This is a genomic window from Ralstonia condita, assembly GCF_958405655.1.
In the GTDB taxonomy this organism is placed as follows: Bacteria; Pseudomonadota; Gammaproteobacteria; order Burkholderiales; family Burkholderiaceae; genus Ralstonia; species Ralstonia condita.
The window spans coordinates 458,474-474,606 of record NZ_CATYWO010000002.1; the positions used below are offsets into that span (position 1 = coordinate 458,474).

14 protein-coding genes are annotated in these 16,133 nt (G+C 65.6%); 6 read left to right on the forward strand and 8 right to left on the reverse strand.

Annotated elements, in window-relative coordinates:
* Nucleotides 1–121: 121 nt before the first annotated feature.
* Complete coding sequence (locus R2N03_RS08680) at nt 122–1,381, reverse strand: MFS transporter (protein ID WP_316657250.1); 1,260 nt, start codon at nt 1,379–1,381, stop codon at nt 122–124.
* An 89-nt stretch (nt 1,382–1,470) separates the two neighbouring features.
* On the opposite strand from R2N03_RS08680, the gene R2N03_RS08685 reads away from it, so the two are divergent.
* From R2N03_RS08685 to R2N03_RS08695, 3 genes are all read left to right on the forward strand, one after another.
* Complete coding sequence (locus R2N03_RS08685) at nt 1,471–2,433, forward strand: GlxA family transcriptional regulator (protein WP_316657251.1); 963 nt, start codon at nt 1,471–1,473, stop codon at nt 2,431–2,433.
* Between the two features lie 86 nt (nt 2,434–2,519).
* Nucleotides 2,520–3,185 carry a glutathione S-transferase gene (locus R2N03_RS08690; protein ID WP_316657252.1) on the forward strand — a complete coding sequence of 222 codons (666 nt, stop codon included), beginning with the start codon at nt 2,520–2,522 and terminating at the stop codon, nt 3,183–3,185.
* 20 nt (nt 3,186–3,205) lie between these two features.
* Nucleotides 3,206–4,066 (forward strand): class I SAM-dependent methyltransferase, encoded by an 861-nt coding sequence (locus tag R2N03_RS08695; RefSeq protein ID WP_316657253.1) that lies wholly within the window; start codon nt 3,206–3,208, stop codon nt 4,064–4,066.
* Nucleotides 4,067–4,079: 13 nt separating this feature from the next.
* Here the strand turns inward: R2N03_RS08695 and R2N03_RS08700 are convergent, their stop codons facing one another.
* The 6 genes from R2N03_RS08700 to R2N03_RS08725 form a co-directional block, all read right to left on the reverse strand.
* Nucleotides 4,080–4,412 carry a hypothetical protein gene (locus tag R2N03_RS08700; RefSeq protein ID WP_012430788.1) on the reverse strand — a complete coding sequence of 111 codons (333 nt, stop codon included), beginning with the start codon at nt 4,410–4,412 and terminating at the stop codon, nt 4,080–4,082.
* A gap of 155 nt (nt 4,413–4,567) precedes the next feature.
* The gene (locus R2N03_RS08705; protein ID WP_012430789.1) at nt 4,568–4,957 is read right to left on the reverse strand and encodes a DUF2784 domain-containing protein; all 390 of its coding nucleotides are present in this window, start codon (nt 4,955–4,957) and stop codon (nt 4,568–4,570) included.
* Nucleotides 4,958–5,046: 89 nt separating this feature from the next.
* Complete coding sequence (locus R2N03_RS08710) at nt 5,047–5,412, reverse strand: response regulator (RefSeq protein ID WP_012430790.1); 366 nt, start codon at nt 5,410–5,412, stop codon at nt 5,047–5,049.
* Nucleotides 5,413–5,432: 20 nt separating this feature from the next.
* Entirely contained in the window at nt 5,433–5,966 is a 534-nt protein-coding gene (locus R2N03_RS08715; RefSeq protein WP_316657254.1) for a hypothetical protein, read from the reverse strand.
* The gene (locus R2N03_RS08720; RefSeq protein ID WP_012430792.1) at nt 5,963–6,697 is read right to left on the reverse strand and encodes a methyl-accepting chemotaxis protein; all 735 of its coding nucleotides are present in this window, start codon (nt 6,695–6,697) and stop codon (nt 5,963–5,965) included. Before R2N03_RS08720 ends, R2N03_RS08715 begins: the two co-directional genes overlap by 4 nt.
* Complete coding sequence (locus R2N03_RS08725) at nt 6,697–9,081, reverse strand: HAMP domain-containing protein (protein ID WP_316657255.1); 2,385 nt, start codon at nt 9,079–9,081, stop codon at nt 6,697–6,699. Before R2N03_RS08725 ends, R2N03_RS08720 begins: the two co-directional genes overlap by 1 nt.
* Before the next feature lie 468 nt (nt 9,082–9,549).
* On the opposite strand from R2N03_RS08725, the gene R2N03_RS08730 reads away from it, so the two are divergent.
* The gene (locus R2N03_RS08730) at nt 9,550–9,945 is read left to right on the forward strand and encodes a DUF1801 domain-containing protein (protein WP_012430794.1); all 396 of its coding nucleotides are present in this window, start codon (nt 9,550–9,552) and stop codon (nt 9,943–9,945) included.
* Nucleotides 9,946–10,031: 86 nt separating this feature from the next.
* A complete protein-coding gene (locus R2N03_RS08735) occupies nt 10,032–10,364 on the forward strand; it encodes a DUF2322 family protein (RefSeq protein WP_012430795.1) in 333 nt (110 codons plus the stop codon).
* A gap of 45 nt (nt 10,365–10,409) precedes the next feature.
* Here R2N03_RS08735 and R2N03_RS08740 read toward each other — a convergent pair whose 3' ends face one another.
* Nucleotides 10,410–10,958 carry a GNAT family N-acetyltransferase gene (locus tag R2N03_RS08740; protein ID WP_012430796.1) on the reverse strand — a complete coding sequence of 183 codons (549 nt, stop codon included), beginning with the start codon at nt 10,956–10,958 and terminating at the stop codon, nt 10,410–10,412.
* Between the two features lie 185 nt (nt 10,959–11,143).
* On the opposite strand from R2N03_RS08740, the gene R2N03_RS08745 reads away from it, so the two are divergent.
* The gene (locus tag R2N03_RS08745) at nt 11,144–16,060 is read left to right on the forward strand and encodes an NAD-glutamate dehydrogenase (protein WP_316657256.1); all 4,917 of its coding nucleotides are present in this window, start codon (nt 11,144–11,146) and stop codon (nt 16,058–16,060) included.
* Nucleotides 16,061–16,133 lie beyond the last annotated feature (73 nt).

Below are 16,133 nucleotides of genomic sequence, written 5' to 3' on the forward strand. Positions count from 1 at the left end.
GGATTTCGTTGCCGGAAGATCGCCATGATGGCCGGCCCGGTCAGGGTCTACAGCGGCCACGCAACGGGCAGCCTGCGCAACAGTGCAGGCAGAAACGAAGGGGGCCGGCGGGACCCCCAGCCTATCGATCGGCGGCAGGCAGCACCCGCCATGCGATCAGGGCGCAGCCCGCCGCCAAGAGCCACACGACCGGCCAGGACGACCATGCCAGCACATGCGGCAAAAACAGCGACGTGAGCCCCAGCGCTGCAAAGGCCCCCGTATTGCCCAGGCCCAGCGCCGTGCCGGCGCGCTGCGCGCCCGCCAGCGTGGCCATCTCGGTGTAGCCGACACCGTGCCACGCCGACACGCAAATGCCGCCCGCCACGATGGCGGCCACCAGCACACCACGCATGACTGCCAGGTCGGCGTGCAGCGTGCCGGTGAGCCATGCCACGCCAGCCAGCACGACGAACAGGGCGGCGCTCAAGCGTGCGCAGGCCAGCAGATAGGCACGTCGGTTGCCGTGGCGATCCGTCCACCGGCCGCTCCACACGCGCATCACCGCCGCACCGCCCTGCACCGCCGCCATGGTCAAGCTCAGGGTGAGCACATCGGCATGTGCGAAGTCGCGCAGGAAGACGGTGGCAAATGCCACCACCGCGCCCTGTGGCACGCACAGCAGCCCGATCGCCAGCGCCATCCGCCAGAGCATCACGTCGCGCAACGGGCCGGGCCCCTCGGAAACCACGCGAGCAACGCCAGCGTCTGCTGCCGGCGCGGCTTCGTGCACCCACAGCCACGTCAGCACTGCTGTGAGCGCGCAGGCGGCTGCGAGCACGCCATACACCGCGGCAAATCCCGCGTGCGCCGCCAGGCTCGGCAGCACGAGCGCGCCAATGCCACCGCCCAGCGGCACGGCGGTCTGGCGGATGCTCATGGCCAGCCCACGCTCGCCTTCGCGAAACCAGCCCATCACGGCGCGGCCACTGGAGCCATTCACGCTGCCGCCCAGCAAGCCGACGCTCAGCATGCCCGCAGCCAGCCACGTCAGCGGCGGCACGTTGCCATGCGCAGGCGCCGCAAAGCCGGCCATCAGCAGCAGCGCCAGCGCCGTCAGGCCGAGGCCCGCCAGGAGCACGGTGCGATCGCCCCAACGGTCGGTCAGCAGGCCCCACGGCAACTCGCTGATGGCAATCCCGAGCCCGAGCAGCCCGAGGGCGATGCCAAGCTCCACATTGCCCAGGTGATAGGCGGAGCGGATGAACACCGCCGTCGTGGGAATACCCGAGAATGCCGCTGAAAAACTGGCGTTGGCCGCAACGCCCACGCCGAGGACCTTCCAACGGTGATGGCGCGAGAACTGCCCAGCGGCCGATGAGGAAAGTACCGCAGTCGTCATGATCGTCCCTCCGGAAATGCGTTTGACAGCGGCAGTCTGGCGGAGCAACATCTGGCGCAAATGACGTTATTCCCTCATTTCAAGACATCATGCGCAGAATCGGCTTTTTGGTGTTTCCGGGTTGCAGCCTGCTGGATTTCACGGGGCCACTGACCGCCTTCGACGTGGCGAACCGGCTGGCCGCCCATCCTGCATATCGCATCGAAGTGTTGTCCGAGGCCGGCGCGCAGGTGCAAAGCGCGCCCGGCCTCGTCATGCAGACACAGGTCCTGGATGACCCCGCCTTCGATACGCTCGTCATCTCCGGTGGCAATGGTCCACGTGACGATGCGTTCTCACCCGGGCTGATTGCCTTTGTGCGGGAAGCCGCGCAGCATTCACGGCGCATGACCAGCGTCTGTTCCGGCGCATTCGCGCTGGCTGCGGCAGGCCTGCTCGACGGCCGCCGCGCCACGACACACTGGCGTATGGCGGCGCAGTTGCAGCGGCGCTATCCGCGCGTCCATGTGCAGGCGGACCGCATCTTCATCCAGGATGGTCCGGTGTGGACGTCCGCCGGCATCTCGTCCGGCATTGACCTCGCGCTGGCGTTGATCGAAGCCGACCTGGGCATCGACGTGTCCCGTGCCGTGGCGCGCGAACTGGTGGTGTATCACCGGCGGCCCGGCGGCCAGTCACAGTTTTCGGCCCTGCTGGAGCTGGATCCGGCGTCCACCCGCATCGCCCGCGCGCTCAGCTATGCACGCGACCACCTGCACGAAGCGCTGGATGTCGATCGCCTGGCCGAAGTCGCACATCTGAGCCGGCGCCAGTTCGATCGCGCCTTCGTGGCCGAGACCGGCCAGACGCCCGCCAAGGCCATCGAGAAGCTCCGCGCAGAAGCCGCTCGCCCCCGCGTCGAGGCGGGCAATGAATCGCTCGAGCACATCGCCCGTGCCGTGGGCTTTGCCGACCCGGAGCGCATGCGGCGGGCGTTCATCCGGGTGTTCGGGCACCCCCCGCAGTCCGTGCGGCGTTCTGGCCGATCGGCGCGGGCGCAGTTGGCGGCGTGAAACTGGCTGGCAGCGCAGACCCCGACCCCAGAACCCAGAACCCGTTAACCTGTCGCACCCGGACAATCACGCCCGTTGCTTCACCCATGTCGATCGACACTGCCCTGCCGTTGCTCTACAGCTATCGCCGATGCCCCTATGCCATGCGTGCCCGCCTGGCGATGCTGCAGGCCCGGCGGCCTTTTCAGACATTCGAAATCGTCATGCGCGACAAACCCGCAGAACTGCTGGCCCTGTCGCCCAAGGGTACGGTGCCGGTCTTGCGCCTGACCGACGGCAGCGTCCTGGAAGAAAGCTGGGACATCTTGCGGTGGGCGCTCGAATCACCCGACGCCGACGGCTGGTGGAGCCGCGCCCAGTCCGAAGACAACCTGCTCTTGCTCAACACGAACGACGGCGCATTCAAACGACACCTGGATCGCTACAAGTATCCGGACCGCTATCCGCACGAAGAGACGACGCGCGAAACGGCACGCGCAAACGCGGTAGCGACATTGCTGACGCCGCTCGAGGCACGATTGCAGCGCCAGCGCTATCTGGGCGGGCGGGCGCCATGCGCCACGGATCTGGCGATCTTCCCGTTCGTGCGCCAGTTTGCGGCGGTCGAGCCTGACTGGTTTCACGATCAGCCGTTGCCGGCGCTGCACGCGTGGCTTGCGCAATGGCTCGGCAGCGATCTCTTCGCGGTGTGCATGACTAAGCGGCCGGTGCAGATCGCTGCGGTGTTTCCTACATTTCAACCCATCCATTGACGGACCCGACGGAGGCAGGCATGAGCGATGCACAGCTGTTGGTACCAGACAGCACGGCAGCACGGGTGGCCTTGTGGCGCGCGCTGCATCTGGAGATCGATGCACCCCCGCACGTGCTGGAAGACCGGATCGGCCTGACACTGCTGGCGCCGGACCCTGGCTGGCAGCAACGCGGCGACATGGACCCGCAGTTCACGCGTCCATTCCGCGCGTCCATCGTGGCGCGCGCACGGTTCATTGAAGACCTGGTGATCGAGCAGGCAGGCCTGGGCCTGCGCCAGTACGTCATCCTCGGCGCGGGGCTCGACAGCTTTGCCCAGCGCCGGCCGGATGTGGCGTCACGCATGACCGTGTTTGAAGTCGACCAGCCGACCCCGCAGGCGTGGAAGCGCCAGCGCCTGACGGCCCTCGGATTTGGCCTGCCCGACTGGCTGCGCTTCGTGCCGGTCGACTTCGAAGCGCGCGAGTCATGGCGGGACGCGCTCGTGGCTGCCGGCTTCGACACCAGCCAGCCGGCCATCGTGGTTTCGACCGGCGTGAGCATGTATCTCACCAAGGAGGCAAATGCTGCCACGCTGCGTCAGGTGGCCGGCCTCGCGCCGGGGTCGATGCTGGCGATGACCTTCCTGCTGCCGCTGGAGATGGCGGCTGCGGAAGTCCGCCCCGGCCTCGAGATGGCGGAGAAAGGCGCACGCGCCAGCGGAACCCCCTTCCTCAGCTTCTTCACGCCACCCGAGATGCTGGCGCTGGCACGTGAGAATGGCTTTGGCGACGCGCGACACATCTCGGCAACGGAGCTGACACAGCGCTATTTTTCTGACCGGGCGGATGGCCTGCGGCCTCCGAGCAATGCCGAAGAACTGCTCGTCGCGACGGTCTGAATCTGATCACGCGTCACCGCTCACGCACCGGCCCGGGCAGCGCCTTCAGACCGATCCACAGCACACCTGTCACCACGTTGATGGGCACGCTCAGCGCGCTCGGCACGTAGAACAGTACCGACAGGCATGGCGTCTTGAGTGCCAGCTCGACAATCCCGCCCAGGACGTAGCAGACCACACCGCACCAGAGCCATCGCCGCATGTAGGCCAGGAGCCAATGTGCGTGTGCCTGGTTGAAGCGCCAGGCAGCAGAACGCTCGAAGAGATTGCCGCGGCTGGCGTCCTTGAAGAGCCATCCGAAAAAGAAATAGCGATAGACCAGCGTACGAAAGGCGAGCTCTTGCATGATGACTCCTTCAGCCGCGCGGGCCGGGGGTCGCATGCATGCCGGTGCACCGCAGCGGTGCGCGCAGTGCCGCAAGCATCACCATGACGCTGCAGGCGCAGCGTGCGAGGCCGGCTCGATGCCATTCAGCGTATCAAGGATTCGCCTAGGCGGAATCAAAAAAGCACGCCCCGCCTGGCGCGTGGCGGAATGCACCGCCAGGTCTGCGCCACGATGAGCAGGAACACCGCGTAGCTGGCGGCAAACACCCAGGGCGGCAGATCGTAGAAGAGCCACACACTGACCCAGCGTTGGACGAAGCCGCTGGAACCCGCCGCGCCCGTGCGCAGCCAGTCCTCCAGCGCCGTGAGCGGGCATGGCACGTTCGCGATGGCCAGCCCGGCGACAACGCTGATCGCCGCCAGATGCAGCAGGCGGAAACCACGGTTGCGCACACAGGCGCACTTGAGCGCGGCGCCTGCCCAGACGAACAACAACCCGCCGACGATGAACGCGACGAGCAGCGCGTGCAGCACGAGCACCGCATCCGCCAATCCGATCGTCATGGCAGGGCCTCCTGCGGATCAATCGGCCGAGTTTGAACCCGAAGCGCGCGAAGCGCCATCACCCGCCCGCTCCGGCATTCACCGCCCGTTCAGCCCGCCAACTTCCTGAACGTCTCGAGCACCGCGTCGCCCTTGAACGGCTTGACGATCCAGCCCTTCACGCCAGCCGCCTTGCCGCGGTCTTTCATGGCCGGGCTGCTTTCGGTGGTGAGCATGATGACGTTCACGGTCTTGTTGCCGAGTTCACCCCGCACCTTCTCGACCATCGTCAACCCGTCCATGTTGGGCATGTTGACGTCGCTGATGACGAGCCTGAGACCCGGATTGGCCTTGATCTTGGCCAGGCCGTCCTTGCCGTCCACGGCGGTATCCACCGCCAGGCCGTTCTTCTTCAGGAAGCCGGCGACCTCGTCGCGCACGGTGCTCGAATCGTCCACCACCAGAATCTTGCTCATGGGTCTTTCCTCTTTCTCATTCAAAACAATTCCAGCTCGCCGCCGGACGCGACTTCATCGCTCACGTTGGCGACAAAGTCCAACCGCGCATGCGCACATACGCACACGGTGGCAGCCACCCGCACCGCGTCATTGATCGTGATCGAATAGGAAGCCACATAACCGGGCTTGAGCGCATCGAGATACGCGAGGCAGCGCGCGCTGACGGCATACGGCGTCGACATGCCAAGATCCGGGAACACCTGGAGCAGCTCCTGATTGACCGCCCCGCAGCAGAGGTTGCCAATTTCCAGCCGCGCTTCCTCAAAGCTCCGGCCCGTGGCCTCGCCGGTGTAATACGCCCGCGTGCTTGCGTCGTCATCGAAGCGCAACACCAGCAGCAGACGAAACGCAACCGACGAGATCGTCAGGATGAGGGCTTCCTCACCGTGGATGGCATCGCCCTGATCGGCCGCGGCAATGTGGAGCGTGTCGTCGGCATGCAGCGCGAGGCGCATGCTTGCAGCCTTGCGGAAAATGCGGTCGAAACTGTCTTGCGCATGACTGCTGATCACGTCGTGCCTGCCTGCTCGTGGAGTTGTGCCTGAAACCGGCTGGCCAGCGCCTCAACGCTTGCCAGCGAGGCTGCGATCATCTTCCCGCCTGCCTGGATGTCCTGAAACGTAGCGGTCGTGGTCAGATCGTTCAGGTGCAGGCTGTTGCGGTAGCTCTTCGACAGATCTTCCGAGCGCGCCGCGAGCGAGCGCACTTCGCTCGCGACCACGGCAAACCCGCGCCCCGCCTGCCCTGCGCGTGCCGCTTCGATCGATGCGTTGAGCGAGACGATCACGACGTGCCGTACGATCGACTGCAACTCCTCGTTCTTCGCATGCATATCGTGGTTCTGCTCCATGAGCGAGATCATCTGCTCATGCCAGCGCTCGAACGTGAGTGCGAGCCCCCGCAGGCGGGCCGCTTCCTCTGCGATCCGGTTGGCGCAAGCCGCCCATTGCGCCTTGGCCGCGCCGGCCGACTGCAGCTCGGTACGCAACTGCTCAATCACTTCCAAATGGTCGGACGTGGCCTCCCGCATCTGCGCGAGCGTGGTCTGCAGTGCCGCCATCGCGCGCGCGTCAGCCTCTGCGCGCGCCGCCTCCCGTGCCACCTCAGCGGTCAACTCCGCCGCACGACGATGAGCGTCCTGCACCGTGCGCGCCATCGTGTTCATGCGGCGCTGCTGCACGCTCCAGGCCAGCACGCCGCAGACCAGGCCCGCCGCGAGCGTGGCCAGAACCGTCGATTCCATCACAGGGCTTCCTCATCCAGATCCATGCTGACCAGCGGCTCGCTGCCGAGGGTCGTTCTCACGCTGTCGACCGCAAACCGTTCCGGCAGGCAGACCACCGTCTGGAACTGGCGGAAAGCGGCGCCCTTCCGGTCATCGGTAAAGCGCAAGGCGATGCGGCCCTGCTCGCGCTTGAGAAACTCGACGACGGCATCCATGCCGACACCGCGCCCGGACACCTCCGTCACCTTGTCTGCGGTCGAGAAACCCGGGCGGAAGATGCACTGTGCGATCTCTTCATCGCCGGGGCGCTCGGCGGCGCCAATCCAGCCACGTTCAACGGCGATGCTACGGATGCGGTCGAGCGCAAGGCCCCGGCCGTCATCGCACAGCGTGATCTGAAGCATGCCCTGATCGACCCCGACTTCCATGTCGATGACCCCGGCTGCAGGCTTGCCATGCGCGATGCGCACATCGGCAGTCTCGATGCCGTGGTCGATGGCATTGCGCAGCAGATGCGTGAAGACGTTCTGCAGCACGTCACGCACTTCCGTGCGGATGCGATAGCCGTTATCGCCGATGCAGAGGGTCACCGGTGCCTTACCCAGCTCCTGCGCCAGCGAGGGCAGCGACTGCAGGACTCCCGAGAGCATGTCTTCCACGCGCTCGCTGCCCAGCAGGCGAAGCCGCTGATAGACGGCATCCCGCATCGAAACGAGTTCATGCACGCTTGCCGGGTTGGCCGATTCCAGCAGGCGCAGGCATTGCTGAATGCGCACCAGCGCGTCGGACGTGGGCTGCTCGGCGGCACCCGCCATTGGCGTGCTCTTGCGGCCCAGCTTGACTTCATTGATGCGCGCGTAACTTTCGATGGCTTCGCGCACGCGGGTGAGTTCCTGCATCAGCCAGTCCTGGTCCCACGTGTGCTCGCTACCGGGCTCGCGCAGGGCGTGGTAGGTCTGCTCCGTCTCGTGCACGACGTTGGTCAGATACTGCAGGTTGTACGTGCGCGCATTGCCCTTGATGGTGTGCATGTTGCGGAACAGCGCAGCGATGGCAGCGTTGTCCGCCTCCGAGTACTGGCGAATGATCCGTTCGTTCTCGTGCACGAACGTGGTGGAGCTGTCGATGAAGTGCTGGAACTTCTCCTGGCTCACCGCAAGGATCTCGCCGATGATCTCAAGGTTGCGGCGCTGTTCGCTGGCTTCAGCCGCCAGCTTGCGCAGTTCGGTGACGTCGCGCACGCACAGCATCAGCCGCAGGATCGTGTCACTCTCGTCAGTGATGGCCGACCACGACAGATCGAGCGTCTTCACCCGGCCATCAGGCATGCGCTTCTCGACTTCACTCACCAGCAGATGCTGATTGAAGGCGAAGTTGATGACGTCCTGCCCCAGGCACGCGTCGACCGCCGCCTCCACCTGTGACAACGCATCGGCACCGAGTGCGGTATCGGCAAACACCAGCTCCATCAGGCCACGCCCGGCGATGTCCTGCGTCTCGAAGATCGATTCGAGGTAAATCGAATACTCCTCGTGCACGCGGCTGCCATCCACCACGGTCAGAATGCCTTGCTGCATGTTCTGCAGCATCGCCTGGATGTCGGCCGTCTTCTGCTTGAGCAGCGCGGAGTTTTCCTGGATCTTCTCGATCATCTGGTTGAATGCCACCACCGAGCGCCCAATCTCATCCATGCGCCCCACCGGCACGCGGCGCGTGAAATCCTGGCTGGTGGCAATTTCGCTCATCTCGGCCTGCATGCGCGTGAGCGGCCGCGTGATCTGGCGGTACAGCAGCATGCCAATGGCCGTGAGCACGACGATGGCCACGCCGCTCACCACGCCGATCGCGGTGGTGGTGGTGGCAAGCTTGCCGTTCAGCGCGGTGATGGCCCCGTCCTTCTCGCGATTTTTCTCGATGCGCAGCGTCTCGACGATCTTTTCGAGCACGTCGCGATAGCTGGCCACATTGGCGAACAGGAACGCCTGGGCGAGTTCGTTCTTGCCCGCCAGCTTCATGTCGGTGGTTTGCTCGATGGCCTCGACATAGCTGTCGACCGACTCCTTCGCTTGTGTGACCAGCCCTTCCTGCGCATGGCCGTTGGCGCCCTTGGCCTGCACGTCCAGCGCCGCGCGCAACGCGGCTTCCTTGGCCTTCAGGTCCTGCTTGGCCTGCGTCACGATGTTGTCATCGGGCGCATAGACCAGAACCATCGTCGCGAGCTGCACGTCCTTGACCAGAGAGACGAGGTCGGCCGATGCCAACGCGCTCGGTACCACCCCCTCGGTCACCTGCCTGACTTCCATGGCGCTGCCCCGCGTCTGGTGTACGGCATAGCCGCCAATGGCGGCCAGCGCCACGAACATCAGCACCACCAGCAACGTAATCCGATGACGAATAGTCATTTGAAAGTCTCTCGATCCAATCACGCTTCCCCTGCAAAAGCGGAGGCGCGCGAATGAAATTGCGTGAATAGCGAAGGCGCAATTATTGGAGCCGAAAGATGACCAATCGATGACTGTCACATCCTGCATCGGGGGGATGCGTTGATTACAAACCCATGCAGCGGGCCGTGGGCCGCACCGGCACACCGGCCCTTGGTCTACCGTGCCATCGTTTTACACCCCACTCACGTGGGGAGCATAAAGAAACTGCTAAAGTTTTCTTCAATTCAGCCGATTGATTATCGAGTCGGATTTTTGTTTTTATTCATATCGCCATGATTCAAGCTGTATTCCGAATACAGCAAAATGGCGTTTCACGCCTTGCATCGGCACTGTGACATGGCGTCTGGGGCAGCCCGATGACGTGATGGCGACCGGCCCGGGTTCCTGCCAGAATCCTCTGCAGAACCCGACCCGGAGGCACAGCCCATGAAGAAGCGCACGCCCGACGATGGTGTACTCGCATCCGAGCGGATCGACGCACGCATCGCAGAACTCGGCGACTGGCGCGGAGCAATGCTTGCCCGCCTGCGCGCCGTGATCAAAGCGGCCGACCCCGAAGTCGTCGAGGAATGGAAGTGGAGCGTGCCCGTCTGGTCGCACGATGGCCTGATCTGCACCGGCGAAGCCTATCAGCGGACAGTCAAGATGACGTTTGCCAAGGGCGCCTCCGTGCCCGACCCCGCAGGGCTGTTCAACGCGAGCCTGGAAGGCAATACCCGTCGCGCCATCGATTTTCGCGAGGGCGACACAGTCAACGAACCAGCACTGACGGCCCTCATACAGGCCGCCGTTGCGGTCAACCAGCAGAAGGCAACGCGCTAGCACTCGCGTCGGGCTGGCCAGTACGGCTAAGATACGGCCCCGCCTGTTCCGGCCCACCCTGACCAACCAACGGAGCCATTGCCGTCATGATTCAGCCCACCCCCGTATTCAAGGACAACCTTGCCCGGTTGCCCGCCATTGACGGTATCGAGCGCATCGACCTGGTCGACAGCCAGGGCGCCGTGGTGGCCGATATCGAGAACAAGCCCGGCAAGCAAGGTTCGCTCGCGGTGTACCACTATCTCCAGCAGGCATTCGGTCAGCTCGATGCCGCGGCCGCCCAGCACGGCCTCGCGGTATTTGCCGAGCATACGGCGGATGCCCGCCATCGCCCGGGCGCGCATCCGAACGTCGACCGGTTGCTTGCCATCGCGGCGGGCGCCGACGCGCTGCGCATCAACGTCATCGCCAAGGGCTGACGCACTGGCCGCGTGACGGCCACGCGGCGTGCGAGCACACCACACTCAGCCGTCCACAGGGTGTTCGGGTGTCGCGAGGTTGAGCTGGTAGAACGCGGCATCCAGCCAGCGCCCGAACTTGAACCCAGCCTCCTTGATCGTCCCAGCGTGCACAAACCCCAGCCGGGTGTGCAACGCGACGCTCCCTGCATTGGCCGCGTCGATGCAGCCGACCAGCACATGGACCTGCGCCGCCTGCGCGCGCCGGATCAACTCTTGCAGCAGACGTTCGCCCAGTCCGCGCCCGCGGCTGCTGTGGTGCACGTACACGCTGTGCTCCACCGTGTACTTGTAGGCCGGGAACGCGCGGAACGTGCCCCAGCTGGCGAAGCCAAGCAGGCGGCCCGAGGCGTCGACTGCGCCGACGACCGGAAACCCGCCCGCGCGCTTGGCGGCAAACCACACCTGCATGGCCTGCGGCGGCCGTGGGACGTAGTCATACAGCGCGGTGGAATTGACGATCGCCTCGTTGAGGATATCCAGGATGGCCGATGCGTGTTCGGCCTCGTTGCAGTCGATCAGGCGGATGTCGTCGTTCGGTCGCGGGGAAGGCATGCGGTGCTCCGATGTGCAGAAGGGTGTGGCAGTCGCTGTCAATTCCAGCATGTTGGAGGCATTTTCCAGAAGACTGGATGCCGCCGTCAACGAGATTCGCCCCGGTGCGGGCGGCCCTCCTCTCCCGATTGCCAGTCATGGGCACGCGGCGTAGCATGAACTGGCCCATTTTCGGGAGGCAAGCCATGTCTGCCCAACAAGAAGACAAGGTCCGTCAGCACATGGCGGATGCGGTGGCCCTCGCACATGAACGTGCACCCGATATCGCTGCGCTGTTCGAGCCTTACCTGCAGCATTACTACGGCCTGGCCGACCCCGAAGACGTCATCTCGCGCAGCGTGGCCGACCTGTACGGTGCGGCGATGGCGCACTGGCAGCTCGGCCAGAAGTTCGTCTCGGGGCAACCGCGCGTGCGCATCTACAACCCGAGCCTGGAACAGCATGGCTGGTACTGCGGCCACACCGTGGTCGAGATCGTCAATGACGACATGCCCTTCCTGTTTGATTCCGTCACCATGGAAATCAACCGGCAGGGCCTGGCGCTGCATTCAGGCTTCCACCCGGTCTACCGCATGCAGCGCGATGCGTCCGGCATGCGCGTGGCAGTGGCGGCAGGCGGCGGCGTGCTGCGCCCGGCCGCCCTCGCCGGCGACATGCCTGATACGCCCGCCGATGCGGACCACGTGAACGGCGGCGCGGCGCGGTTCGAGTCGTACATCCACATCGAGGTCGATCGCTTCTCCGAACCCGCGCGCATGCAGGCGCTGCACGATGGGCTGGTCCGCGTGCTGCGCGACGTGCGCGCGGCGGTGGAAGACTGGAAACCGATGCAGGCCGCCGCACAAGCGGCCATCGATACCCTTGCGGCGCGTGCCGCTCAGGCCTCGACCAGCGAAGTGGAGCGCGCGGAGATTGCCGAAACACAAGCCTTCCTCGCCTGGATGCTGGAGCGGCATTTCACGTTCCTCGGCTATCGCGACTACGCACTCGTGATCCAGAACGACGGCCATTACCTGCGCGGCATGCCAGGCACGGGGCTGGGCGTGCTGCGCGAGACGCTACGCGATCCCGCGACGCCGGACACGACGCGGCTCGCCCCAGGGGCCGCCAGGTTCATCGATGCGCCCGAACCGATCTTCCTGACCAAGGCCAATACACGCGCGACGGTGCACCGTCCAGGCTACCTCGATTACGTCGGCATCAAGCTGTTCGACGCCGAAGGCCGCGTCTGCGGGCAGCGGCGGTTCCTCGGGCTGTACACGTCGAACGTCTACATGGTGCCGGCCGAGGAGATTCCCCTGGTGCGGCGCAAGGTCGCCAGCGTCATCCGCCGTACCGGCTTCCTGCCCAACGGGCACCTGGCCAAGACGCTGGTCACGATCCTGGAACAGTACCCGCGGGACGAACTATTCCAGATCGACAGTGAGGCGCTGTACGACATCGCGCTCGGTATCCTGCGGCTGCAGGAGCGGCAGCGCACGCGGCTGTTCGTGCGCCGCGATCCGTTCGACCGCTTTGTGTCGTGCCTGGTGTTCGTGCCGCGCGAAAAGTTCAACACCGACCTGCGTGTGCGCATCCAGAAACTGCTGCAGGATGCGTATCACGGCACCGCTGTCGAATTCACTCCGCTACTGTCGGAATCGATGCTCGCACGCATCCACATCACCGTGCGTACGCAGCCGGGCAATGTGCCCGACGTGGACGTCGCCGAACTCGAAGACCGCGTCGTGCAAGCGGCGCGGCGCTGGCAGGATGATCTCGCCGATGCGCTGCTCGAACGCGGCGGCGAGGAGCGCCGCAACCGCCTGCTGCGCCGATACACCGACGCCTTTCCGGCAGGCTTCCGCGAGGACTATCCGGCACGCCTGGCGGTGCGCGACATCGAATTGATGGAACCTCTGCTGGCCGACCCCGCCAGCGGCAATCAGCTGGCGATGCAGTTGTATCGCCCGCTCGAAGCGCCGGCCGGCGCAGTGCGCTTCAAGATCTACCGCGCCGGCCAGCCGACCTCGCTGTCGCAAAGCCTGCCGATGCTTGAACACCTGGGCGTGCGCGTCAACGAAGAGCGGCCCTACTGCATCGAACCCGCCGACGCTCCGCCCATCTGGATGCACGATTTCGGCATGGAGACCATGGACGGCAGCGAGGTCGATCTCGACGAAGCCCGTACCCGTTTCGAAGATGCCTTCGCGCGCATCTGGAGCGGCGAACTGGAGAACGACGATCTCAACCGGCTCGTGCTGCTGGCCGGGCTGACGTGGCGCGAAGTGCGCATCCTGCGGGCGTATGCGCGCTACATCCGTCAGATCGGGTCGGCGTTCAGCAACGCCTACATGGAGAGCGCGCTCAACGGCAATCCGTCGATCTCGCGGGCGCTGGTCCACCTGTTCCTGGTGCGCTTCGACCCGGCGCTCGAAGCAGCCGAACGCACGCGCCGCGGCGACACCTTGCGCCGGCAGATCGACGAAGCGCTCGAAGAGGTGCCGAACCTCGATGAAGACCGCATCCTGCGGCAGTTCCTTGGCGTGCTGGAGGCCACGCTGCGGACGAACTACTTCCAGGATACGGCGCCGGACGGGCAGCCCAAGCCGTACCTGTCGTTCAAGTTCGACCCTGCGCGCGTGCCCGGCCTGCCCGAGCCCAAGCCGATGTTCGAGATCTGGGTGTACTCGCCACGCGTGGAGGGCGTGCACCTGCGCGGCGGCAAGGTGGCGCGCGGCGGCTTGCGGTGGTCCGATCGGCGCGAGGATTTCCGCACCGAGGTGCTGGGACTGGTCAAGGCGCAGATGGTCAAGAACACCGTCATCGTGCCGGTCGGCTCCAAGGGCGGCTTCGTCGTCAAGCAACCACCGCCGGCCAGCGATCGTGATGCATACCTGGCCGAAGGCGTTGCGTGCTACCAGACCTTTCTGCGCGGTCTGCTCGACCTGACCGACAACTACGCCGACGGCCGCCTCGTGCCGCCACGCGACGTCGTGCGCTATGACGAAGACGATCCCTACCTGGTGGTGGCCGCAGACAAGGGCACGGCCACCTTCTCCGATTACGCCAACGCCATCTCGGCCGAATATGGCTTCTGGCTGGGCGATGCCTTTGCCTCGGGTGGCTCGGTCGGCTACGACCACAAGAAGATGGCCATCACGGCGCGCGGTGCGTGGGAATCGGTCAAACGGCACTTCAGCGAGCTGGGCGTCGACACGCAAACGCAGGACTTCACGGTCGTCGGCGTGGGCGACATGTCGGGCGACGTATTCGGCAACGGCATGCTGCTCTCACGGCATATCCGGCTGCTGGCGGCGTTCGACCACCGGCACATCTTTCTCGACCCGTCGCCCGATGCGACCGCCAGCTTTGCCGAGCGCGCGCGTCTGTTCAGCCTGCCGCGCTCGAGCTGGGCCGACTACGACCGGGCGCTGATCAGCCCCGGCGGGGGAGTGTTCCCGCGCACGGCCAAGGCGATTGCGCTGTCGCCGCAGGTGCGTGCCATGCTTGACGTGTCCGCCACGGAGATGGCTCCGAACGACCTGCTGCACGCCATCCTGAAGGCGCCAGTGGACCTGCTCTACAACGGCGGCATCGGCACCTACATCAAGGCCAGCACGGAGACGCACGCACAGGTCGGCGACCGCGCCAACGACGGCCTGCGCGTCAACGGCGCGGCGTTGCGCTGCAAGGTCGTGGCCGAAGGCGGCAACCTGGGCTGCACGCAACTCGGCCGCATCGAATACGCACAGCACGGCGGACGCATCAATACGGATGCGATCGACAACTCGGCCGGCGTCGATTGCTCCGACCACGAAGTCAACATCAAGATCCTGCTGGGGCTGGTCGTCGCCGATGGGGAGATGACGCTCAAGCAGCGCAACACGCTGCTCGCCGAGATGACGGACGAGGTGGGCGAACTCGTCCTGCGTGACAACTACTTCCAGACCCAGGCGCTGTCGCTCGCGCGCACACGCACCGCGCTGTGGCTCGACTCCGAAGCACGGCTGATGCGCCATCTGGAACGCAACGGCCGCCTCAACCGGGCGATCGAATTCCTGCCCGCCGACGAAGAGATCGACATCCGACGCGCGGCCGGCGGCGGCCTCACCACACCGGAACGCGCGGTGCTCATGGCCTACAGCAAGATGTGGCTGGTCGATGTCCTGCTTGGCAGCGACCTGCCCGACCAGCCTTTCATCGCCCAAGGGCTACCGTCGTACTTTCCGCAGCCGCTGCATGTGCGATGCCATGCGGCGATTCCTCGGCATCCCCTGCGGCGCGAGATTCTGGCGACCATGCATGCCAATGCACTGGTCAACCGTGCGGGCATCACGTTTGTGCACCGCCTGGCCGAAGAAACCGGCGCGGAGCCGCTGGCGGTCGTATGGGCAAGCCTGGTGGCGCGTGCCGTCTACCGTCTGGACACGCTCTGGCACGAAGTCGACGGACTGGACGCGAAGGTGTCGCATGACACGCAGGCGGCCCTGTTCGCCGCACTTGCACAGTTGCATGAGCGCGCCACGCTCTGGTTCCTGCGGCGACGCCTGTCTGACGTGCCCGCCACGGTTGAGCACTTCCGTGCGGCTGTCGATGCCCTCGGACCGGACGTGGACACGCTGCAGACCGAAGCGTCGATGCAGGCCACCGAGCCGCAGCGGCAGGCGCTCATCGAAGCGGGCGTCCCCGAAGGCCTGGCGCGCATGGCGACCGGCGTGACGGCACGGGTATCGCTGCTCGACATCGCCGAGGTGGCCGCCGCAAGCGCGTGCGATACCAGGCTGGCCGCTCGCGTGTACTTCGTGCTCGATCAACCATTGGGGTACGGCTGGCTGCAGGCCGGCATTCTCGGCCTGCCCGCGCAAACCCATTGGCAGATGCTGGCACGGGCCACCCTGCTGGAAGAACTCGGACAACTGCGCCGCAGACTGACCGGCTCGGTGTTGCGCGACGCTCCTGCCGGCGCCGGTGCCGAGGCCCTCGTGCAGACGTGGCAGACGGCGCGACAGGACGCGCTGGTGCGCTACAACCGCGTGATGGCCGACCAGATGACGGGCGGCCCGGCCGACCTCGCGATGCTGTCCGTGGGGCTCAGGGCGCTGGCTGAAGTGGAGGCTTGATGCGACCGCCGCCCCGGTCAGCAGCAGATTTGCGCACGTGTGGCGCTGGATGCGGGTCCGGTCGGGCAAGGCA